This window comes from bacterium, assembly GCA_035505375.1.
Lineage (GTDB): Bacteria > Hydrothermota > Tepidihabitantia > Tepidihabitantales > Tepidihabitantaceae > UBA2258.
The window spans coordinates 64,058-84,430 of record DATJQV010000042.1 but is presented as its reverse complement, the minus strand read 5'-3'; the positions used below and the strand labels follow the sequence as shown (position 1 = coordinate 84,430).

General features: G+C 60.6%; 21 protein-coding genes. 10 read left to right on the top strand and 11 right to left on the bottom strand.

What is annotated here, in order from left to right; genetic code table 11:
• Positions 1 to 432: 432 nt before the first annotated feature.
• From VMH22_07325 to VMH22_07315, 3 genes are all read left to right on the top strand, one after another.
• On the top strand, positions 433 to 1,350 hold the full coding sequence (locus VMH22_07325; GenBank protein ID HTW91507.1) for a tetratricopeptide repeat protein: 918 nt from the start codon (positions 433 to 435) through the stop codon (positions 1,348 to 1,350).
• A 729-nt stretch (positions 1,351 to 2,079) separates the two neighbouring features.
• Positions 2,080 to 2,658, top strand: coding sequence for a hypothetical protein (locus tag VMH22_07320; protein ID HTW91506.1), 579 nt, complete (start codon positions 2,080 to 2,082; stop codon positions 2,656 to 2,658).
• Between the two features lie 75 nt (positions 2,659 to 2,733).
• Entirely contained in the window at positions 2,734 to 3,102 is a 369-nt protein-coding gene (locus VMH22_07315) for a response regulator (GenBank protein ID HTW91505.1), read from the top strand.
• A gap of 72 nt (positions 3,103 to 3,174) precedes the next feature.
• Here the strand turns inward: VMH22_07315 and VMH22_07310 are convergent, their stop codons facing one another.
• The 6 genes from VMH22_07310 to VMH22_07285 form a co-directional block, all read right to left on the bottom strand.
• On the bottom strand, positions 3,175 to 4,329 hold the full coding sequence (locus tag VMH22_07310; protein ID HTW91504.1) for an ABC transporter substrate-binding protein: 1,155 nt from the start codon (positions 4,327 to 4,329) through the stop codon (positions 3,175 to 3,177).
• A 21-nt stretch (positions 4,330 to 4,350) separates the two neighbouring features.
• Positions 4,351 to 5,481, bottom strand: coding sequence for a tRNA guanosine(34) transglycosylase Tgt (gene tgt, locus VMH22_07305; protein HTW91503.1), 1,131 nt, complete (start codon positions 5,479 to 5,481; stop codon positions 4,351 to 4,353).
• 145 nt (positions 5,482 to 5,626) lie between these two features.
• Positions 5,627 to 6,604, bottom strand: coding sequence for a sugar phosphate nucleotidyltransferase (locus VMH22_07300; protein HTW91502.1), 978 nt, complete (start codon positions 6,602 to 6,604; stop codon positions 5,627 to 5,629).
• 3 nt (positions 6,605 to 6,607) lie between these two features.
• Positions 6,608 to 7,624 carry a bifunctional phosphoglucose/phosphomannose isomerase gene (locus VMH22_07295; protein HTW91501.1) on the bottom strand — a complete coding sequence of 339 codons (1,017 nt, stop codon included), beginning with the start codon at positions 7,622 to 7,624 and terminating at the stop codon, positions 6,608 to 6,610.
• Between the two features lie 17 nt (positions 7,625 to 7,641).
• Positions 7,642 to 9,405, bottom strand: a complete 1,764-nt coding sequence (gene ptsP / locus VMH22_07290) for a phosphoenolpyruvate--protein phosphotransferase (GenBank protein HTW91500.1) — start codon at positions 9,403 to 9,405, stop codon at positions 7,642 to 7,644.
• Between the two features lies 1 nt (position 9,406).
• Positions 9,407 to 9,676, bottom strand: a complete 270-nt coding sequence (locus VMH22_07285; protein HTW91499.1) for an HPr family phosphocarrier protein — start codon at positions 9,674 to 9,676, stop codon at positions 9,407 to 9,409.
• 500 nt (positions 9,677 to 10,176) lie between these two features.
• Here VMH22_07285 and lexA point away from each other — a divergent pair, with 500 nt between their 5' ends.
• The 3 genes from lexA to dinB all read left to right on the top strand — a co-directional run bounded on the left by lexA (position 10,177) and on the right by dinB (position 12,514).
• On the top strand, positions 10,177 to 10,767 hold the full coding sequence (lexA, locus tag VMH22_07280) for a transcriptional repressor LexA (protein ID HTW91498.1): 591 nt from the start codon (positions 10,177 to 10,179) through the stop codon (positions 10,765 to 10,767).
• Positions 10,768 to 10,912: 145 nt separating this feature from the next.
• The gene (locus tag VMH22_07275; GenBank protein HTW91497.1) at positions 10,913 to 11,185 is read left to right on the top strand and encodes a DUF6504 family protein; all 273 of its coding nucleotides are present in this window, start codon (positions 10,913 to 10,915) and stop codon (positions 11,183 to 11,185) included.
• A 48-nt stretch (positions 11,186 to 11,233) separates the two neighbouring features.
• Positions 11,234 to 12,514 (top strand): DNA polymerase IV, encoded by a 1,281-nt coding sequence (gene dinB, locus VMH22_07270; GenBank protein ID HTW91496.1) that lies wholly within the window; start codon positions 11,234 to 11,236, stop codon positions 12,512 to 12,514.
• Between the two features lie 52 nt (positions 12,515 to 12,566).
• Here the strand turns inward: dinB and VMH22_07265 are convergent, their stop codons facing one another.
• Positions 12,567 to 14,015: an Ig-like domain-containing protein gene (locus tag VMH22_07265; protein HTW91495.1), complete on the bottom strand. Its 1,449-nt coding sequence runs from the start codon at positions 14,013 to 14,015 to the stop codon at positions 12,567 to 12,569.
• A gap of 199 nt (positions 14,016 to 14,214) precedes the next feature.
• Here VMH22_07265 and VMH22_07260 point away from each other — a divergent pair, with 199 nt between their 5' ends.
• From VMH22_07260 to VMH22_07245, 4 genes are all read left to right on the top strand, one after another.
• Positions 14,215 to 14,514 carry a 4Fe-4S dicluster domain-containing protein gene (locus VMH22_07260; protein HTW91494.1) on the top strand — a complete coding sequence of 100 codons (300 nt, stop codon included), beginning with the start codon at positions 14,215 to 14,217 and terminating at the stop codon, positions 14,512 to 14,514.
• Positions 14,511 to 15,671 (top strand): 2-oxoacid:acceptor oxidoreductase subunit alpha, encoded by a 1,161-nt coding sequence (locus VMH22_07255; GenBank protein HTW91493.1) that lies wholly within the window; start codon positions 14,511 to 14,513, stop codon positions 15,669 to 15,671. The genes VMH22_07260 and VMH22_07255 overlap by 4 nt, the downstream gene beginning before the upstream one ends.
• 47 nt (positions 15,672 to 15,718) lie before the next feature.
• The gene (locus tag VMH22_07250) at positions 15,719 to 16,570 is read left to right on the top strand and encodes a thiamine pyrophosphate-dependent enzyme (GenBank protein ID HTW91492.1); all 852 of its coding nucleotides are present in this window, start codon (positions 15,719 to 15,721) and stop codon (positions 16,568 to 16,570) included.
• 99 nt (positions 16,571 to 16,669) lie between these two features.
• Positions 16,670 to 17,215 carry a 2-oxoacid:acceptor oxidoreductase family protein gene (locus VMH22_07245; GenBank protein ID HTW91491.1) on the top strand — a complete coding sequence of 182 codons (546 nt, stop codon included), beginning with the start codon at positions 16,670 to 16,672 and terminating at the stop codon, positions 17,213 to 17,215.
• 173 nt (positions 17,216 to 17,388) lie between these two features.
• On the opposite strand, the gene sucD is transcribed toward VMH22_07245, so the two are convergent.
• The 4 genes from sucD to VMH22_07225 all read right to left on the bottom strand — a co-directional run bounded on the left by sucD (position 17,389) and on the right by VMH22_07225 (position 20,347).
• Positions 17,389 to 18,249, bottom strand: a complete 861-nt coding sequence (gene sucD, locus VMH22_07240) for a succinate--CoA ligase subunit alpha (protein ID HTW91490.1) — start codon at positions 18,247 to 18,249, stop codon at positions 17,389 to 17,391.
• Between the two features lie 115 nt (positions 18,250 to 18,364).
• Positions 18,365 to 19,504, bottom strand: a complete 1,140-nt coding sequence (gene sucC / locus VMH22_07235; GenBank protein HTW91489.1) for an ADP-forming succinate--CoA ligase subunit beta — start codon at positions 19,502 to 19,504, stop codon at positions 18,365 to 18,367.
• Positions 19,505 to 19,604: 100 nt separating this feature from the next.
• On the bottom strand, positions 19,605 to 19,826 hold the full coding sequence (locus VMH22_07230; GenBank protein ID HTW91488.1) for a hypothetical protein: 222 nt from the start codon (positions 19,824 to 19,826) through the stop codon (positions 19,605 to 19,607).
• A gap of 146 nt (positions 19,827 to 19,972) precedes the next feature.
• Complete coding sequence (locus VMH22_07225; GenBank protein ID HTW91487.1) at positions 19,973 to 20,347, bottom strand: hypothetical protein; 375 nt, start codon at positions 20,345 to 20,347, stop codon at positions 19,973 to 19,975.
• Positions 20,348 to 20,373: the final 26 nt, after the last annotated feature.

The window sequence follows — 20,373 nt, the reverse complement described above, 5'->3', positions numbered from 1 at the left end:
TACCTGTTCTGAAGAAGGCGATCGCGGACTACATCGCCACCAGCAACCAGAACCCGCACATATTCGTCTGGATCGCCACCGTCGAAAGCATCATGCGCAAGATAGCCAAATGCAAAGAAGCGTGTGACGCACTACACTAGGGCTTTTGCCTGCTGGCTGTGGATCCCGCGCCGAAACCGGTTCCCGCCCGCCGCGAGCCGCAAGCCGTCGGGCGCTATCCGTCTGTCCCCCGCCTCCGCCCGTCCGCAGCCGTTCATCTTGGTCGACCAATGTCGATTCGGGGACCGCACGTCTGCTTGACTGGCATCGGCTTAGGTCTATCATTTAGCCACAGTGGCCTTGACCGCGCTGGTTCGTTGAGGCAGGCGCGATGCGATGACGGGAACCATCTCGGAGCAAGGCAGTCATGGTTGTGTAGAAAGGAGTGGCGACATGAGAATCACCAGGCCGTGCAGTGGCCTCATCCTCGGCATCATGATTCTGGCGGGCGTGCCCGGCGCCATCCGTGCCCAGCAGTCCGGAGACCATGTCGAGCAGGGCAATTTCCTCTTTGACAGGTACGACGACGATGAGGCGATTCAGCAGTACACCGAGGTAATAGGGCTCGACCCCAACGACTGCATAGCCTACAACAACCGCGGGAACGCCTACATAAAGAAAGGCAACTGCGACCAAGCCATCGAGGACTTTGATCAGGCGATCAAGCTGAGTCCGAACTATGCCCTCGCCTACTACAACCGCGGGATCGCCTACGACGACAAAGGCGACTACGACCTAGCCATCCAGGACTACACCCAAGCGCTCAAGCTGGATTCGAACTTCGCCCTCGCCTACGACAATCGCGGGTACCTCTACAGAGTGATAGGCGATTACGACCTGGCCATCCAGGACTACATACAGGCGCTGGTGCTGAGTGGTTCGGATGCCGCCCACTTCCACAACCTCGGGCTAGCCTACTGGGACAAAGGCCAGCACGATGTGGCCGTCGATAACTTCAACTCTGCGCTCCTTATGGATGCAAACGACACCAGCGCCTACATCTACCGCGGGCTATACCGCGACGCCAGAGGCTACTACGACCTGGCCATCCAGGACTACACCCAGGCGCTCAAGCTCGATTCGAACTATGCCCTCGCCTACAACAACCGCGGGATTGCCTACCGTCACAAGGGCCAGTACGACTTGGCCATCCAGGACTGCACCCAGGCGCTCAAGCTGAATCCGAACTTCGGCGGTGCCTACTACAACCGCGGGATCGCCTACGATGGCAAAGGAGATTACAACGCGGCCATTCAGGACTGCAGCCAGGCGCTCAAGCTGGATTCAAGCTATCGCGCGCCCCTCTATTAAGGGGCCAAGGCGTGCGAGCACGCGGGACGCGCGGCTGACGCGCTTGCCGGCTATGAGCATTTCGTTGCCGTCGCGCCTGCTAAGGACAGTGAGCTCGTGGCGAAGGCACACGAGCGAATTCAAGCCCTGAAGACGAAATAGAGGAGGCACCTGGGTGCAGGTGGCGGCTTTTGAGATCACGGCGCCCGTTGCAGTCGCGGCCTGGTTAGCCGCTGAGAAGTGATGACACTTCCCTAATCCGAGACACGTAAGGGCGCGGTATGAGAAGGTGGTCGGGTTTCGTAATCGTGTAAAAGAGCGGGACTCTCCCCAGATTTCTAGCCCGGATCGCGTCAAGGGAGCGCGACTGCGTCGTGACTCAAGCACAAGCTCAAGCCGCCTGACCACCTCTGCTTTCAGAGCCTCAATCTACTTCTCCCCTCCTCTCCTCTGCCCTGAGCCAGAGGCCAATCCCCGTGGTTGAGCCATCGGACGGCACCTGCCTGCGGCGGAGCATCATGAACCGCGCGCTTCCGCACCCGCTCACTCGATCCCTGGATCACTTGATCCCTCTATCCCTCTCCCCTCCCATTTGACATTCCCGCCCGCGAGTTCTAGAATCCGGGCACGCGGTGGAATACCCTGCCTGCGGCAGGTGTTGGTACATTAGGTGCGGACCACTCTGCAGACATGCGACTGGGCCGAGACTTGTGTTTGACTTGAACGCTAAGAATGAACGAGGAGATAAGTATGTCAGGAATCTTGCGCTGGATTATCGGGCCGGCGGCACGGCCCCCGGTCGTGCTCGCAGCGGCGGCGTTACTTGTGTTGTCGAGTGCGTGCTCAGGGCCGCGCTACAGCGACGATTCGTTCTACGGTGACGTCGCCTGGGGCATCATGCAGGGCGTAGGAACCATCTACAATCAGAACGTTGTCGGCACGCCCGTCGGTGCTATCGATGCGACTGCCGGCGGGCCGTACGGCCAGGGCACGGTACACATTACCGGAACCACGAGCTATGACTCGGGCACCGGTATTGAGACCGCGCACCTGCAATACGACCTGACGAACTGCCGCATCTCCGCTACCTCGTCTTCATCGAACCTGAATGTGGACCTTACCCTGGATGGCGTCATCAACGAAGATGGCTCCTGGTCAACGGCGACGACCTATGTGAGTCTCTCCTATAACTCAGCTTCCCTGCGCGTTAGCGGCAGCTCGGAAAGGGACTCCCGGCAGCGCGATGTCAACGGCACCACGTCGTACCATGCGGAACGAACGACCTCGGGCACGTCGGCGGAGTTGTTCGGACACGACGTGACGTGGTAGGCAATCGCGCCGGCGACGCACCAGCTCGGTCAGCCGGGGCTTGACTACCGTGCTTTTGGTTCTAGACTGACAGCGATGGAGCAGAAACGTATAGCGATCGTCGACGACGACACGACCTATCGTCGGATGCTCAGGAAGACTCTTGAGACTGCAGGCTACCGTGTGAGCGAGGCCAAGAACGCGCTCGAAGTGTACGGACTCGGCGCGTACGACTTGATGCTGCTCGACATCAGGATGCCGGGTATCGACGGCCACAAGGTGCTTACGTCGCTGAAGGAAGACAAGGGCGCATCGCCGGTTATCGTGATTACCGGCCTCTCTGATCCCGAAGAGATGAAGCACGCTTTCACGGAAGGCGCGGACGCCTTCATGCTCAAGCCCGTCGACGCGGAAGACCTGCTGGCCAAGATAACCGAGCTGCTGGCGCGCCCGTCGGCGTCGTAGCATCCGCCGGTTCTCTGCCGAATGAAAGAGGCGGCCGCAGGGCCGCCCCGGTGAGTCGTACCGCGGTACGAGCTAGGGGTTCATGGTGGTGACGTACTTCTGCCCGTCCTTGGTGTACTGCAGCACCGCCGCGCTCTTTATCGGATTCCCCCATTCATCAAACGTGATCTTGCCCGACACGCACGGGAAGTCCTTGATGGCAACCAGCGCCAGCTTGATTTCGTCCGGCTTCGCGTGCGGCGAGTTCTTCAATGCCTGAATCAGCAGCAGGCCGGCGTCGTACCCGAGCGTAGCCAGCGCGTCCGGCTTCTGTCCGTACTTGGCCTGATATTTCTTGACCCACTCCTGCACTTCGGGCCGAGGATCGTCGGGTGAGTAGTGATTCGTGAAATACCCGCCATAGATGGCATCGCCCGCTATCTGGACCATCTCCGGGGAATCCCAGCCGTCGCCGCCGAGGAACACGGCCTTGACGCCCAACTGCCGCGCCTGTTTGGCAATGAGGCCGACCTTGTTGTAGTAGTCCGGGATGAAAAGGACGCCCGGGTCTGACTGCTTGACCTTGGTCAGGATAGCCGAGAAGTCCACGTCGTCTTTGGCGTAGGACTCGAACGCGGTCACCTTGCCCCCTTCTTTCTCGAAAGCGGCCTTGAAGTAGTCGGCCAGCCCTTTCGAGTAGTCGTTGCCCACGTCATACATCACCGCCGCGGTCCTCGCCTTCAGGCTCTCCGCGGCGAACTTGGCCCCGACCGTGCCCTGGAACGGGTCGATGAAGCAGGCACGGAACACGTAGTCCTTCCGCTTGCCGTCCTCCCCCACCGTCACCTTGGGGTTGGTCGAAGTCGGCGTTATCATCGGTATCTTCGCGGTCTGGCACTTGTCAGACAGCGGGACCGAACACTTGGACGATACCGAGCCGATGACGGCCACGACCCGGTCCATGTCGATCAGTTTGGCGCCGGCGTTGCTGGTTTCCGTCGGGTCGTTCTTGTCGTCCGTCGCGACCATCTCTATCTTCCTGCCGTTGACGCCGCCGGCGGCATTCGCCTCTTCGATGGCAAGCATCGCACCATTACGGGTGGACTCGCCGAACGTCTTCACGTCGCCGGTCAATGGTACGACCAGCCCGACCTTGATGGTATTGCCGCCTTTGGCGGCGCTGCCGCCTCCGCAGGAAAGGCCGGCGATGGCGGCCATCGCGGCCAGTACGGCCACTAGCTGTCTCATTCTTGCCTCCTTGACTCGAGACTAGCGGGCATTCGCTTCTTCGACCGGCTCCACACTCGGTCGGTAGCGCGACAGGAACTCGTCAGACCAGGCATCGAATTCACTCCGCTCCACCGCGGCACGGATGTCTGACATCAACCGCTGGTAGAACCGGACATTGTGTAGCGTCAAGAGTTTCGGGCCGAGCGCCTCTCCGACCATGAACAGGTGACGCAGATACGCGCGCGAGAAACTGCGACAGGTGTAGCAGTCACACAGCGGGTCAAGCGCTCCGAGGTCATCAGCGTACCGGCTGTTGCGGATGACCACCCGGCCCGAACTGACGAACGCGGTACCGGTGCGACCGTTGCGCGTGGGCAGTACGCAGTCAAACATGTCAACGCCGAGCCGCACCGCGGCGATGATGTCCTCCGGATAGCCGGCGCCCATCAGGTAGCGCGGCCGGTCAGGTGGAAGCAGCGGGGTCACACGGCCGACCATGTCATAGGTAAGATCCGATGACTCGCCGAGGCAGAGGCCGCCGATTGCGTATCCGGGCAGATCTAAGGCCACCAGCGACGTCGCGCTCGTCTCCCGCAAGTCGGCATAAGTGGCTCCCTGTACGATGCCGAACAGGTTTGTCTCAGGCCTGCGGGCCCGGCTGCACCGTTCAGCCCAGAGCGAGGTCCGGGCCGCCGCTGCGTCGGCGACCGGTCGGCTGACCGGATAGGGAGGGCATTCATCCAGGCACATTGCTATGTCGGAACCAAGCGCCTCCTGGATTTCGACGACGACCTCGGGTGTAAATAGGTGGCGACTGCCGTCCACGTGCGACTGGAACTCGGCGCCTTCGTCACTTATCCGGGCCAACGCCGCAAGCGAATAGACCTGGAAACCACCGGAATCGGTCAGAACCGGCCGGTTCCAGCCCATGAATCTCGCTATTCCGCCCGCAGCCTGAACCCGCTTGTGCCCGGGACGCAGGTAGAGGTGATATGTATTGCAGACAATGATCTCCGCGCCGGCCTCGACCACTTCGGCCGGGGTGAGTGTCTTGACCGAACCCTGGGTACCAACGGGCATGAAGCAGGGAGTGCTCACCGTGCCATGAGGCAGGTTCATCCGGCCAAGGCGTGCAAGCGAATCGGTCTTGTCTACCCTGAACGTCAACATCGGAGAGGTGACAGAGAATGACTAGTGACCAATTTTCAATTCCCAGCGAATCCCCAACTGTCGAATGGCCAATGCCGGGTGGCGCTTGGTCATTCTCCTCATTAGATTAGGAATTTGTCATTCGGGCTTGGGTATTTCCTCGACGCTATCCCATCTCCAACTCGGAGAATCCGCCGAGGTTGAGCCTGCGCGGGCTGTCGCGCACGACCGAGTTCTCGCCCAATATCGAGCCCTCAAGCAGCGTGTGTCGAACAACCACGCGCTGGTTTACGATCGAGTCCCAGATGATCGAACTTTGGATGTCGGCATCGGCCCCGATCGACGCGTTCGGACCGATGATCGAGGACTGTATCCTCGCACGGTCGTGGATGAACACCGGCGGGATGATCACCGTTCCGGCCCTCGACTTGTAGTGACCTTCCTTCGTCAGGAGATATCGGTTGGTCTCGAGCATCGCCTCACGCGTGCCGCAGTCCAGCCACTGTTTGATGGTGCGCGTACGTATCTTCGTGCCGTCATTGACCATCAACTGAAGAGCATCGGTGAGCTGGAACTCGCCTTTGGTCGTGCGTCCCTGAGCGATGAGGCGTCCCAGCGCATCGAACAGGTGGCCTGATTCCCGGAAGAAGTAGACGCCGACGATGGCCAGATTGCTTTGAGGTCGGTCCGGCTTCTCCACGAACCGGCTCACGTATCCATCCCTGAGTTCGACCACCCCGAACCGGCGCGGGTCCGCGACCTCCTTGACGCCGATGAGGTTGCCGCGGCCGACCATCCTGGACATGTCGAGGTCGACGATCGTATCCCCCAGCAGGACCAATACCGGCTCGCCGGAAAATGATTCTTTGGCCCGGTAGACTGCATCACCGAGCCCCCGCGGGTCGGTCTGCTGCAGGAACCGGAACGGACAGCGGTACTCGCTCGTCAGGTAGTGCTTGACCTGGTCGCCCTGCGCCCCGACCACGACAATCACCTCGTCCGGCCGGGCGGGAAGCAGCCTGTCCATGATGTGGCCGATAATCGGCTTGCCGGCTACCTGAAGAAGTATCTTCGGAGTGGTATGAGTATGCGGCTTCAGTCGCCTGCCCTCTCCCGCGGCGGGAATCACTGCCTTGAACTGCACGGTTCAACCTCGCTTCTGCGTCATGCGACGCTTCAATTCATCGATCCGCTCAATCTCCATCGCGTCCTTGCCATTCAGTCGCGCCATTTCGACCGAGACAAGGTCACCGAGCATTATGAGCGAGAACACCCGGGCCAGGCGCGACCGTCCCTCGCTCTCCAGCCGCATGGCCAGATGGTATGCCGTCTCCGTGATATCGAGCACGGACTCGAGTCGAAGCCGGGTGCGCGGATGTGTGCCGCGGTCAAGCAGGGCAACCACGACCGCATTCCGTCCCGGATGTCTGGGACGGCCCATCCCTACGATCTCGTTGTGATTGTGCTCCGGGAAGCAGTTGGTGTGACACAGCACGCCAGCATTCTCATTGAGTTGGCAGCGCCAGCGGTCCGCCACTGCGTCGAGCAACCGGCTGGTCGAATAGACGATTGGCAGCCGGTCCTGCACATGTTTGGCAATGGTGCCAGCCTTTGTCAGCCAAGACCGACGCCTCTTTCGCATCAGTCGCGCCGCCTCCTCGAGTCCGGCCTGTTGACTATTGCAGACCCGTAGCCGCTCAAGACTCACGAGCAATGTCGAAAACAGGTGTCCCAGCGCCGCTCTCGGAGGCATGCCGGACGGGACCGGTATGATCGGTTCGCCGGCGCCTGACGCCAGGCGACCCAGCTCGCCGCCGCTGGTGACGGCGATGATCCGGCAGCCTCGTTTCCGAGCCTGCGCATATGCGGACAGTGTCTCTTCCGTATTGCCCGAGTAGCTGACTGCTACAAACAAGGTCTTGGCGGAGACCGCGGCGTGAATGTCGTAGTCGTTGCAGACAAACACCGGTAGGCGGCACTCGTCCAGCAGCAACCCCTGCACGATTCTCGCACCGATTCCTGATCCACCCATGCCGGCTACCGCCACCGCGTCGAACCGGCCGGCACGGCCGATCCGGACCGAGCAAGCTGCCTTGGCGCCGGACGCTATCTGGTCCGGCAGGCTCATCACCAACTCCAGCATCCGGTCAGTTCCGCTAGTCATTCGTCACTCGACAATCGTCACTTCCCTTTGTTTTCCTCGAACTGGAACCCGGCGAGATGCGGGAACTTCCGGTCCATCTCGCGCCGGAGCAGACGCTGAACCTCGAGCGCGGTGCCCAGTTTCAACGCCTGGGCCACAATCTCGGCCGCGACCCCGCCATCAATATTGCGGATGATGCCTTTGGCTTCGGGAATCATGCCCGGAGACACCGACATCTCGTCAACGCCCATACCGAGGAGCACCAGCATGCCTAGCAGGTCTGACGCAAACTCGCCGCACATGCCGACCCAAATCCCCTGCTGGTGCGCGGCGTCAACGGTCTGCTTGATAAGATGCAGCACCGCCGGGTGCATATGGTCGAACAGCTTGGCCACGTGTTCATTGCCCCGGTCCACTGCGAGCGTGTACTGGGTGAGATCGTTGGACCCGATTGACAGGAAGCTGCACTCGCGCGCCAACCGGTCGGCCATGATTGCCGCAGACGGCGTCTCGACCATCACCCCCACCTCAAAGTCCGGATCGAAGTCAACCCCTCTCGCCTTCAGAACCCCCTTCGCCCGTTCAACCTCCAACTTGCCCCGGCGCAGCTCCTCGATGGTCGAAACCATGGGGAACATCACCTTCACATTGCCGAACGCCGAAGCACGCAGGATTGCGCGGAGCTGGTCTCCGAACAGGTCTAATCTGTTAAGTGTCAAACGTATAGCACGCAAACCCAGAAAAGGATTCGCTTCGGTGTATCCGGCCAGCACTTTGTCGCCACCGAGGTCAAACGTACGGATGATGACCGGGTACGGCTTGAACATCTTCGCGACTTCGGAGTAGACCAGGAACTGCTCTTCCTCGGTCGGTTGCCTGCGCTTGGCCAGGTACATGTACTCGGTGCGAAACAGCCCGACCCCACGCGCGCCGTACCGCTTTGCGGCTTTGGCCTCGGCGATGAACTCGATGTTGGCAGACAGGTCGATTGTCCTGCCGTCCACAGTGACCGGCGGAGTCGTTGCGAGGGCGCTTAGCGACTCACGGAATGCCCGCCGGCGCTCAATCTCGTCTTCATACGCACGCAGCCGACTCTTGGTCGGGTTGATAATCGCAACCCCACGAAACCCGTCCACGAAGACCCGAAGACCGTCGGTCACCGCCTCACAGACAGTCCCGGCTCCCATGACCGCGGGAATCTCCTTAGCCTTGGCCATGATGGCGGTATGCGAAGTCTTGCCCCCGGCCTCAAGCACGAGACCCACGACCCGGCGCGGGTCGAGCAACGCCGCCTCCGACGGCGGCAGGTCGTGGGCGAAGATCACGGTGCCCGGCGCGACCTCAAGCAACGAACGCGAGTCATCACCCAGCAGGTGGCGCATGACCCGGTTCGACACATCAGCGATGTCCAACATTCGTTCCTTGAATAACGGGACCTCGGACTTGGCGACCGGCTCCGACATCAATTTCACGGTCTGGGAGTAAGCGAACTCCGCGTTCCGCAAGGCCTCGCGGATGAACGCCTCGGTGTTCTTGACGACTTCCTCGTCGTGGAGCAGCGTGAGCTGAACCTCGATGAAGTCGGCGAAGTCGGGGCCGAGATCACGCTTCACCTGCGTATGGAGCGTGTGCAACTCCCGTTCCGCCGCATGCAGCGCCTGGCGGAATCGCTTCAACTCGTCGGCAACCTGCCCCGGGCCGAGCACAACTTCCTTCGGTGCGGGCGTGTACGGCCGATAGACCTGGGATACGCCTTGCGCAAACCCCGGAGAGACCGCCACACCCCGGAAGCTCTTTTGCATTCTAACCGCCATCCTGGTCGAGTGTTTCAAGCTTCTTCTTCAGCACTCCGAATGCCTCGCGCTCATCCTCACCTTGGACCTCAAGCACCACGACACTCCCTTTGGATGCGGCCAAAGTCAGAATGGCCAGGATGGACTTCCCGTTCACGCGCATCCCATCCTTAACCAGGCGGATTTCGGACGAGTAATGCTCCGACAACTGGACGAAGCTCGATGCGGGTCGGGCGTGAAGCCCAACCAGGCCGCCGATAGTGACGTTGCCTTTCAGCATGGAAAAGGGTAGGGATAAAGGGGCAAATGGGAAAAGGAATCAAGTGCCGCAAAGCCGAGACACTCGACCACGGGACCACTAGACCACTGGGCCACTTTCTGTGTCACGCGCTAAATATAGCCGCTTGCTGACACCCGTCAACAAATGAGGCGGCCTGGCAAATGACACAGAACGCCAGGTATGCCCGAAGAAGTACGGTGCCCAAACCGTTGACCGCAGGCCTCAAATTCAAGACGCTCGAATCACTGCGATTCCGATGACGTGACTTCCGCCTCATCCATCGCCATGTCGAGGGCGCGTAGAGGACCACTTCCAAGTTCGTTTCAAGTACGGTGGGCGGTGCCACCCCCAGCACCCAACAGCGCTATTCAGTGGATAGTTAGATGGCGCTGTCTCATATAACATATTGATATATAATATCCTGCAGCCTCGGACGAAACTCACCACAAATCGCAAATCACCGATTGACAGCCAGCCCATCTTAGATACTATGTAAACGTATGTTTACCAGAGATAAGGACCGCAGAAGTCGGATTCTGGAGTTTGTTCGGACCTACGCCAATGAGCATGGTTGTGCTCCGAGCATCAGGGAAATCGGTATGGCGGTTGGAATCAGAAGCACAAAGGCGGTGAAATATCATCTCGACATACTCGTAAACGAAGGCTTACTCAAGCGTACCCCCAGGCAGGCCCGCGGTCTTTCGACCGCGCACCAGCCTGACTCACTGCCGCTGATCGGCCGGATTGCCGCCGGCTCTCCTCTGCTCGCAATTGAGAACGTCGAGGCCCAGGTCTCGCTCAGTCGGTTCCGCGATTGCTTCCTGCTCAGAGTAAAGGGCGAAAGCATGAAGGACGTCGGTATCATGGACAACGACATGGTGGTTGTCCGACCGCAGACTGCCGCGGAGAACGGCGAGATCGTTGCCGCTCTCCTCGGCAGCGAGGCTACAATCAAACGCCTCCAGCAGCGTCCGGGCCAGGTTGTGCTCGAGCCGGAGAATCCTGAGTTCGAGCCGATTATCGTCGGCCCGGACCGGCAGGACTTCCGGATAATCGGCGTGGTCGTCGGCCTGCTCCGCAACTATCGTTAAGGAGGAAATCATGAGTACGACAGCAGTGTTCCAGACCTCACTCTGGCCGGTTGAAGGCAGTATGAGAGAAGGAAATAAGTTTACGGAGCGACACAATGAAAGTGTCGCGGATGTGTCCCCTTCTATTGAACCGGAGGAGACTGAGATGACGCATCAACGCCTAAGTGAGAATGTTAAGGTCTATGCGATATACAACGAGACTGGCGACCCGAAGTTCCCACATGACAAACTCCGGCCGTTCATGTTCATCTGGCGTAACCGGGAGTACCGGGTTCAGAACATCACCTATGTCTGGCGCGAAACTCAGGGCCAAGCCGAGGTCTACCATTTCACGGTTTCCGACGGCGCGAATGTATTCGAACTCGCCTACAACGCGAAGGCGCTGGACTGGACGATAACCGGGACGTACGCAGAGTGAAGTCAAAGGTCAAAAGACAAAAGCCAAAAGGCAAAACGACCGACCCCGATGGCTTTCACTAGTCTGGGGCAATCGGCAATCGGAAATCGGAAATCGGGAATCGCGCGTGAGCGCGTGGTCATGCACGTTGACATGGACGCGTTCTTCGCGTCGGTCGAACAGCAGACGTTCCCGTTCCTGCGCGGCAAGCCCATCGGCGTATGCGGGGATCCGGATGGCCGCACGGTCATCGCTGCCGCATCCTACGAAGCCAAGCGCCGCGGAGTCAAGACCGCGATGACCATACCCGAAGCAAAGAAACTCTGTCCGGAAATAATCCTCGTTTCCGGCGCTCCGGCCAAGTACGTTGATACCTCGACCCGGATTCTGGCATTATATGCCACGTTCACCGACCGGGTCGAGGTCTTCTCGATTGACGAAGCGTTCCTCGACGTGACCCAGACCGCGCACCTTTTTCACGGCCCGGAGGAAATCGCCCGCAGTATCAAGGCTTACATCAAAGAGCATTTCGGCCTGACCTGTTCAATCGGCATAGCCCCCAACAAGCTCCTGGCCAAGCTCTCAGGCGAAATGCACAAACCCGATGGCCTGACTACTATCAGCCAGCCTCAAGTCGCGGGGCTAATGGAAAATCTACCCGTACAGGAACTGTGCGGCATCGGCCCGAAGACCCAGGATAAGCTGAACCGGCTCGGCATCAGAACCTGCGGCGAACTGGGCCGGTATCCGGAAAAGCAGCTGACCGGAATCTTCGGCATCAACGGCTCGCATCTCAAACGGATGGGCCAGGGCCTTGATGAAAACCCCGTTCTCCCCTACATCCACGAACCCGCGACGAAATCAATGGGGCACTCATTCACGCTGGACAGAGACACCCGCGACCTCGCAGAAATCAGGCGTCACCTGCTGCAACTGTCGGAGCAGGTCGGCCGCCGCCTGCGTCACGACAATTTTGCCGGTCGGACGGTATCGCTCGTGCTCCGCTATGCCGATTTCTCGACCTTCATCAAGCAGCACAGCCTGAAGAACTACATTGATGACGGTCTGCGCATCCACCAGGTCGGCATGAAGCTTTTCAGGGAACTATACCAACCGCCTCGGCTGGTGCGACTTCTCGGAATCAGCGTTTCCAATCTGGTCCGCGACCTTAAGCAAACCGCGGCATTCGACAACTCCCGCGTCGGCTCGCTCTTTGAGAACCTCGATAAGGTTAATGATAAGTACGGCGAGTTCTCAGTCGCCCGCGCCCGGCTCCAACAACGGACTTCAGGCCCGCGCGTCATTTCGCCTTCATGGCGACCGGGCGCACCCACACCCGCAGGCCGATAATAGGAGAGGGGCGGCATGGCCGCCCCTCCTGTCAAGGTAGTCTCGCCGCGAACTATGGGTGAAGGACGCTGCCGGAATCGTTGTTGGCGAATGTGTTATGTGCCAACAGCGAATCCGGGTCAGGAAACTCGGGACCTTCGCAATCGACGCCCCACCCCTTCGAATCGTGTATGCTGCAGCCGGTGATGTTCGGTTTGGCGTCTCTAAGCCAGATGTCACCTTCGATATCACCGCCGCCGTACCCGATGTTGCACCTGGTCAACTGGCACTGCGCGTCGGTACACTCGGGGTAGAACCAGATACCGTACCAATCGCCCTTCTGCGGGCTGGTTGCCGAACTCGTGAACGTCACGCTGTCTGCAATCAGGCCTCCCGGCAAGTTGTTGCCGACGGTGATGTGAACGCCGGTCCCGCACTGGACCGTGGTTCCCTTCGCGATCGTCAGGTAGGCACCGCTGCTGCTGCTGACATAGACGTTGTCGGACAGGAAGTACGGCACGCCCTGGTTCAGCCAGGTGCCGGTCTCGGCGACGTCACCGCCGTAAACGAAGATTGCGTTCTTCCCATTGCCGGTGAGCGTATTGCCGCCCTGCAGCATGCTCAGCTTCCCGGGGTAGCTGAAGATCGGGTTGCTGTCGCAGGCGGTGATGGTGTTGCCCGTGAACCCGGTGATGTAGGCACCAGCGGAATTGAGCTCGATGCCGTATTTCGACGAATGGTGGATGGTCGTATGGTCAATCCCGATGGTCTGGTCACCTTCGAGAATCACTGCGGCCCAGTTCGGATAGCAACCGTAGTTGATGTCGCAATAGCTGAGATGTGTGCTTGCGCGCGTCTGGTCGTAGAAGTCGAACCCTGTCCAGTCGCCGGAGTTCGGTGTCGTGTTGTTGGACGTGAACGTAATCGTGGACTCGGCCGTGCCTACGGCATCCAGTTCACCTGCCGATTGGTTGCCAACCGCGAAGCCGGCATCGGTTGCGAACTTCACAATGCAGCCCGGCTTGACGATGAGCCTGCCGTTCTGGTTGATGTGGATAGTATTCATGACGACGTGCGGGTTGCCGGACGGGTACCACGTCGAGTCACCGCCCGTGATGTCCTCGGTGTGGTCGGTCTCGCCGGTCGAGCTGCCGCCGCCGATGTAGATGGTCACGGTCGCGGACGTCGTTGTATTCGGGGTGCTCGCGTTGTCGTAAGCCTTGGCCGCCAGGGTATGGCTACCCGCAGTCTGCGCTGCGGTGTCGGCCCACGTGTAGCGGAACGTGTCGCCGGCACCGCCGACGTTATCAGTACCCAAGATCGAGCCGTCCAAATAGAACTCAACCTTGGCCACTGCCTTGTTGTCGGTCGCTAGCGCCTTGATGGCTATGCTGCCCTTGGCGAGTGTGTCGCCACTGACCGGAACCACGATGCTCACGGTCGGTGGAGTCGTATCAATAGTGGTGCACGCGGCAACTATCAGAGCCGCGGCGGCTGCCGCTAGAACCAGCCACTTCTTCATGTTGGCCTCCTGTACTTAGTCCTTCTTCCGTCATCACGCCTCGATCCGGCAAGGCTTCGCGCACCGCGTTGCGGATCTGACGTGTCTGGTGAATACTACCGCAGCCTAGACACTTGTCCAGTCATCCAGCCGATGCGCGATTCCCCAATAATGCTTGACCCTGCAGGACCAGTGCCTATAATTCCCGTCCCAACCCACGATGAAGTACTGGCGCAAACCCCTCGACGCCGAAAGCAAGAAGGCTCCGCACGGCAATGTCCATGTGATATTCGAACGCTGCAAAGGCTGCGGGTTCTGCATCGCATACTGTCCCAAGCAGGTGCTTGAGGTATCCGATGAATACAACCGCAAGGGCTACCACCCGCCGGTTGTCGCTCACCCGGAGAACTGCGTCAACTGCCGGCTCTGCGAGGCCCTCTGCCCCGAGTTCGCTATCTGGAACACGTTGGACGAGAAAGAGGCCACAGCCGAACCAGGGCCGGTGAAAGAGGGACGATGAACCAGAAGAAGCGCGGCCCGGTCCTGACTGGCGCGCACTATCTCGACGGCGACCATGCCTGCGCCGAAGGCGCTATCGCCGCCGGCTGCCGGTTCATGGCCGGCTACCCGATTACCCCTTCCACTGAGGTCGCGGAACGATTGGCCGAGCGGTTCCCGAAGATCGGCGGCACGTTCATCCAGATGGAAGACGAACTTGCGTCCATCGCCGCTGTCCTCGGCGGAGCCTGGTCAGGCGCCAAGGCGATGACCGTCACCTCCGGCCCCGGCTTCTCCCTGATGCAGGAAAACATCGGACTTGGCGTAATGACCGAGACTCCCTGTGTCGTGGTCAATGTCCAGCGCGGCGGCCCGTCCACCGGACTCCCGACCCTGACCGGACAGCAGGACATGATGCAGGCCCGTTGGGGTTCGCACGGCGACTACGAGATTATCGCGCTCTCCCCCTCATCCCCGCAGGAGTGCTTCGACCTGACCGTCACCTGCTTCAACCTGTCCGAGAAGTACCGCGTGCCGGTCATGTTCATGATGGACGAATGTGTCGGCCACATGACCGAGAAGGTTGTGATACCGGCAGCAGACGAGATAGAAGTATGGCCTCGCCGCTGGTACCGCGGGCCCAAGGATAAGTACCTTCCCTACGAACCGGACAAGGACGGCGTGCCGCCGATGATACGCGCCGGCGATGACCACCGTGTGCACATTACCGGCCTGACCCACGACCAGCGCGGCTACCCGATCATCACTGCCGAGTGCCAGCACCTCTGCGTCTCGCGCCTTTCCGACAAAATCCGTAACAACGCCGATGACCTGATGATCGTGAAAGAGGAGCAGATCGAAGGCGCAGATGTCGTTGTCGTGGCTTACGGCATCAGCGCGCGCGTCGCCACCAAGGCAATCGGCGACGCCCGCAAGAAAGGTATCAAGGTCGGATTCCTCCGGCTCATCACGGTCTGGCCGTTCCCGGAGAAGAAGATCCGCGAACTGGCCGGCAAGGTCAAGTGCCTGGTGATGCCGGAGATCAATCTCGGCCAGATGTATCGCGAGATGGACCGCGCGGCTGGCGGAAAGTGCAAGACCCTGCTCGTGCCGCACTGCGGCGGCTGGGTCCACGACCCGAACGACATTCTCAAGGCCATTCTCGAGGGGGCGAAGTGAACCCCAATCAACTTATCGGCAAGCGCGGCACCGCTGACTCCCATCCGATGGAGGACTTCCTCCGCATGGACCGGATGCCGCACATCTGGTGCTCGACCTGCGGCCTCGGCACGGTCCTCACCGCGTTCATCGGGGCAGTACAGGAAAGCGCCATTCCACGTGAGGATGTTGTCGTGGTTTCCGGTATCGGCTGCACCGGCCGCGCTGCCGGATACCTGAAGTACGACTCCTTCCACACAACGCACGGTCGCGCCATCCCCTATGCGACAGGGCTGAAGGTGGCGAACCCGCGACTGAAGCTGTGCCTCATCTCCGGCGACGGCGACCTGGTTTCCATCGGCGGTAATCACCTTATCCACGCCGCCCGGCGCAACATGGACCTGACGGTCATCTGCGTAAACAACTTCAACTACGCCATGACCGGCGGCCAGGCTGCGCCGACAACGCCTCAGACCGCCCAGGCGACGACCGCGCCCTACGGCGCCTTCGAGCGCCCTTTCAACATCCCGTTCCTCGTCGACTCCTGCGGCGCGACCTACGTTGCCCGCTGGACTGCGCTCCACGTCCGCCAGCTCACGGTCGCCATCAAAGAGGCGCTGCTCCATCGCGGCTTCTCCTTCATCGAGGTCATCTCCCCCTGCCCGACCGTGTACGCCCGGCGCAACCGGCTGGGCTCCGGTCTCGACCTGATGAAATTCTACCACGACCACTCCATCACCAAGAACTTCGCCTCGACCCGCGAGTGCGACATAAAGTTCCAGCAGGACATCATCGTCGGCAAGTTTGTCCAGAAGGAAGAGCCGACTTACCTCGACATGATGGACGCCCAGATGAAGAAGACGCTGGGCGCGAAGTTCGTGCCCTACGTCGGCCCAATGGACCCGGCCAAGGACAAATAGAATGAACCCCAAGAACACCAAGCCGGCAACGACATCTCCGTCCAAATCATCTTTGTGCCTTTGTGCCTTGGTGGTAAAATCCGATTTCGGATCCCGCTGATGGAGATCAAAGTATCCGGCTTCGGCGGCCAGGGCATCATCCGCATCGGCATGGCCCTCGGCAAAGCGGCGGCAATCAACAATAGCCAGTTCGCCACGCTGACCCAGAGCTTCGGCCCGGAGGCGCGCGGCGGCGCCTGCTCGGCCCAGTTGGTCGTATCCGAAACGGAAATCCTCTACCCTTACCTGACCACCCCGGACATCCTGGTCGCGATGTCCCAGGAAGCCTACGACAAGTACGAACCTGAACTCAAAGAAGACGGCATCCTGCTCATCGAAGAAGACCTGGTAAAACCCCACACGGTACGCGGGCAGATAAAGCAGTACGCCATCGCCGCGACCCGCATCGCTGAGAAGCTGGGCAACCGGCTCTACTCTAACTTCGTGATGATAGGCTTCATCGTCGCCATCACCAAGGTGATACCCAAACAGGCCGTGCTCGACTCGATACCCGGCACCGTGCCTGACCGCCTGCTCCAGAAGAACATCGACGCATTCGAGCAGGGCTTTGCCATCGGTGAAAAGCAACTAGCCGAAGCCAAGTAGCCTCGGCCGCAAGAATTACGAGCGCCCCTTGCGGGGCGCTCTTCGCATCTTCTTGTCCTCCCGGTCGCCTCATCACGCCGCAAGAAACAGAGGCCCGGCAACGCCGGGCCTCCGGTTCTGCCTTCGTACTTTCCCTTTGCTTTGTCCTTTGTCCTTGTGACTTGGGACTTGGCCTAGAGTCTCGCTTTCAGCTTCGGCCCGATCTCGTCCGGCTCGTAGACAACTGTGATGCCGGCAGCCTCGAATGCCTTGATCTTCTCCGGCGCAGTACCCGAACCGCCGGAGATGATGGCGCCGGCGTGTCCCATCCGCTTGCCGGGCGGCGCGGTCTGACCGGCGATGAATCCGAGCACCGGCTTCTTGCAGTTTGCCTTTACCCACTCGGCTGCCCGCTCCTCGTCGGTGCCGCCGATCTCCCCTACGACAACGATCGCTCTTGTCTCGGGGTCGGCGTTGAACCGCTCCAGGCAGTCGATGAAGTTGGTACCGATGACCGGGTCGCCGCCGATCCCAACGACAGTCGACTGGCCGAACTCAGATGTCTGGCTCGCCACTTCATAAGTCAGGGTCCCGGAACGCGACACCACGCCGACGCAGCCCGGCTTGAAGCTGGCCGCAGGCATGATGCCCACCTTGGCCTTGCCCGGCGAAATCACGCCCGGGCAGTTCGGGCCCAGGACGCGCGTCTTCCTGCCCCGGGCATAGTCGAGCACCTTCACCATGTCCATGGTCGGCACGCCCTCACTGATGCAGACAACCAGGTCCAGGTTCGAGGCGATGCACTCATACATGGCGTCGGTGGCAAACGAGGCCGGAACGAAGATGATGGAAGCGTTGGCTCCGGTCCTCTTCACCGCCTCCTCGACCGAGTCAAACACCGGCAGGCCTTCCACGAGCTGGCCGCCCTTGCCCGGTGTCACTCCGCCCACGACGTTAGTACCGTACTCCTTCATCGCCTTGGCGTGGAACGCCCCGTCCCGTCCGGTAATTCCCTGCACAATCACCCTGGTATTCTTGTCAACAAAGATACTCATCGGAGCTCCGTTCCGCGTCCGCACTTCTGCATTCTGCCCTCTGAACTCTGCCTTCTGACTTCGGTCGGTGTCCGCACCTCTGACATCTCACATCTCTCATCTAACATTTTACTCCTCACTTCCCGCCACCCGAGAACGCGACCGCTTTCCTGACGGCCTCGCCCATCGTCTCCGCCGACGTCACCGGACTGCCCTTCAAGATCTCCCGCGCCTTCTCGGCATTGGTCCCGGTCAACCGCGCCACCAGCGGGACTCTGATGTCGGCCCGCTCCTGGGCGTGAAGCAGTCCGGTCGCGATGTCGTCGCAGCGGGTGATACCGCCGAAGATGTTAATGAGGATGGCCTTCACGTTCGGGTCGGAAAGGATGATCCGCATCGCGGTCACCATCTTCTCCGGCGAAGACGAGCCGCCCACATCGAGGAAGTTTGCCGGCTCCCCGCCGTAGCGCTTGATCAGGTCCATCGTCGCCATCGCGAGCCCGGCCCCGTTGACCACACAGCCGACGTTACCTGCCAGCTTGATGTAAGTGAGACCCGCAGCCTTGGCCTCGACCTCGGTGGGCTCCTCGGCCGACAGGTCGCGCATTACTTCCCACTCCTTGTGCCGGAAATCGGCGTTGTCGTCGAAGTTGATCTTCGCGTCGAGCGCGAGCAGACTGCCTGACCCGAGCTTCACCAGCGGGTTTATCTCGATGAGCGAACAGTCCTTCTGCACGAAGATGCGGTACAACTTCTGCGCGATGCCGGCAAAATCGCGGGCCAGCTTCGCGTCCCCGTACAGCGCCATACCTACGTTCCTCGCCTGGAACCCGAGCAGACCCGCGGCCGGGTCAATGGCTACCTTCAGTATCTTCTCCGGCGTCGCCTTGGCCACTTCCTCGATTTCCACTCCGCCCGCGGCGGAAGCCATCAACACCGGTGCTTTGGTCGCGCGGTCAACAACGATGCCCACGTACGCCTCGCCCTTGATGTTCACGCACTCGGACACGAGAACCTTGTTCACCTTCAGTCCTTTGATATCCATCCCAAGGATGCTGCCGGCCACGGCCTCCACCTGGTCAGGGCTCTCGACCTTCTTCACGCCGCCTGCCTTACCGCGGCCGCCGACCAGCACCTGGGCCTTGATGACCACCGGCATGCCCAACTCACGGGCAAGCGACCCTGCCTCAGCCGGCTTCGACGCCACCCGCTCCCGGGGAACCGGAATCCCGAAGCTAGCAAATATCTCTTTAGCCTGATACTCGTGGATTTTCATAGGTGCTTGACTCTATCAGGAACGGCCATGGAGTCAAGAAACCGGAGCGGGTGGGGGCCGGCAGCGGCACCCCGCCCGCTTTGCAGACCGAGCCACCAGCCTAAGTCGCCAGTGTCCAGTAGCCGGTCCAGAAGGTCGTCATCGTCTCGCCCTGGCCCCTGGTGATCACCAGCGTCCGCACCGGCTTGGACAAGGCCGGTGCCGTGCCCAACGCCGTGCCGCCCTGCGGCGCGTTGTCCGCCGCCGCGAGCGTCATGGTCATGCCGGAGGCGTTGAGAGCCGTCTCCAGCAGAAAGACCAGCGCTCGCACTATGTACACCATGTCAATCACCTCCCTCAGTTTCGTACATCGTTCTTCGTTTCTCGTTCTTCGTCAAACGGCGGGCGGAGTCCGGCAGCGCGACCCCGCCCGCCTATCCAGACCGAGCCGTCCTTCAGTTCTCCGTGCCTGGCCGTTCGCCTTCGCCGTCACGGCGATATCGGTGCGGACACGTTGAATACATCGGAGCGGATGGCCTGCAGCACCGGCGCCGACAGCCCGCGCGCTACCCACTTGGCGATGAGCGTCGCCGCCTCCTGGGCGTACGACTCACCGGAGATGTCCCTCCGGGAAAGCGCCCACATCTCGCGACCGAAGCAGAGGTAGAACGGGTACTGGATGGTGGGAACTCCGGCTCCGTCGCAGACTTGCTTCACCTGCTGCTCCATTCCGGCCAGCAGGGGAAGCACCGCGCTCATATTCTGTAGCATGGTCGGCCGCTTCTCGGTGAGGATGGCGTTCACGCGTTCAAGGTTGTACTTCGAGTTCCAGTTGTTGAGCCGCTTGGTCGGGTCAATTGGCATATCGATCACCTCCTTTCGCCCGAGTT

What these genes read in the sequence shown, in the direction of transcription:
- VMH22_07325 (HTW91507.1), top strand. Translation starts at nt 433, where the DNA reads ATGAGAATCACCAGGCCGTGCAGTGGCCTCATCCTCGGCATCATGATT.
- VMH22_07320 (HTW91506.1), top strand. Translation starts at nt 2,080, where the DNA reads ATGTCAGGAATCTTGCGCTGGATTATCGGGCCGGCGGCACGGCCCCCG.
- VMH22_07315 (HTW91505.1), top strand. Translation starts at nt 2,734, where the DNA reads ATGGAGCAGAAACGTATAGCGATCGTCGACGACGACACGACCTATCGT.
- VMH22_07310 (HTW91504.1), bottom strand. Translation starts at nt 4,329, where the DNA reads ATGAGACAGCTAGTGGCCGTACTGGCCGCGATGGCCGCCATCGCCGGC.
- tgt (HTW91503.1), bottom strand. Translation starts at nt 5,481, where the DNA reads ATGTTGACGTTCAGGGTAGACAAGACCGATTCGCTTGCACGCCTTGGC.
- VMH22_07295 (HTW91501.1), bottom strand. Translation starts at nt 7,624, where the DNA reads ATGACTAGCGGAACTGACCGGATGCTGGAGTTGGTGATGAGCCTGCCG.
- ptsP (HTW91500.1), bottom strand. Translation starts at nt 9,405, where the DNA reads ATGCAAAAGAGCTTCCGGGGTGTGGCGGTCTCTCCGGGGTTTGCGCAA.
- VMH22_07285 (HTW91499.1), bottom strand. Translation starts at nt 9,676, where the DNA reads ATGCTGAAAGGCAACGTCACTATCGGCGGCCTGGTTGGGCTTCACGCC.
- lexA (HTW91498.1), top strand. Translation starts at nt 10,177, where the DNA reads ATGTTTACCAGAGATAAGGACCGCAGAAGTCGGATTCTGGAGTTTGTT.
- VMH22_07275 (HTW91497.1), top strand. Translation starts at nt 10,913, where the DNA reads ATGACGCATCAACGCCTAAGTGAGAATGTTAAGGTCTATGCGATATAC.
- dinB (HTW91496.1), top strand. Translation starts at nt 11,234, where the DNA reads ATGGCTTTCACTAGTCTGGGGCAATCGGCAATCGGAAATCGGAAATCG.
- VMH22_07265 (HTW91495.1), bottom strand. Translation starts at nt 14,015, where the DNA reads ATGAAGAAGTGGCTGGTTCTAGCGGCAGCCGCCGCGGCTCTGATAGTT.
- VMH22_07260 (HTW91494.1), top strand. Translation starts at nt 14,215, where the DNA reads ATGAAGTACTGGCGCAAACCCCTCGACGCCGAAAGCAAGAAGGCTCCG.
- VMH22_07255 (HTW91493.1), top strand. Translation starts at nt 14,511, where the DNA reads ATGAACCAGAAGAAGCGCGGCCCGGTCCTGACTGGCGCGCACTATCTC.
- VMH22_07250 (HTW91492.1), top strand. Translation starts at nt 15,719, where the DNA reads ATGGAGGACTTCCTCCGCATGGACCGGATGCCGCACATCTGGTGCTCG.
- VMH22_07245 (HTW91491.1), top strand. Translation starts at nt 16,670, where the DNA reads ATGGAGATCAAAGTATCCGGCTTCGGCGGCCAGGGCATCATCCGCATC.
- sucD (HTW91490.1), bottom strand. Translation starts at nt 18,249, where the DNA reads ATGAGTATCTTTGTTGACAAGAATACCAGGGTGATTGTGCAGGGAATT.
- sucC (HTW91489.1), bottom strand. Translation starts at nt 19,504, where the DNA reads ATGAAAATCCACGAGTATCAGGCTAAAGAGATATTTGCTAGCTTCGGG.
- VMH22_07230 (HTW91488.1), bottom strand. Translation starts at nt 19,826, where the DNA reads ATGGTGTACATAGTGCGAGCGCTGGTCTTTCTGCTGGAGACGGCTCTC.
- VMH22_07225 (HTW91487.1), bottom strand. Translation starts at nt 20,347, where the DNA reads ATGCCAATTGACCCGACCAAGCGGCTCAACAACTGGAACTCGAAGTAC.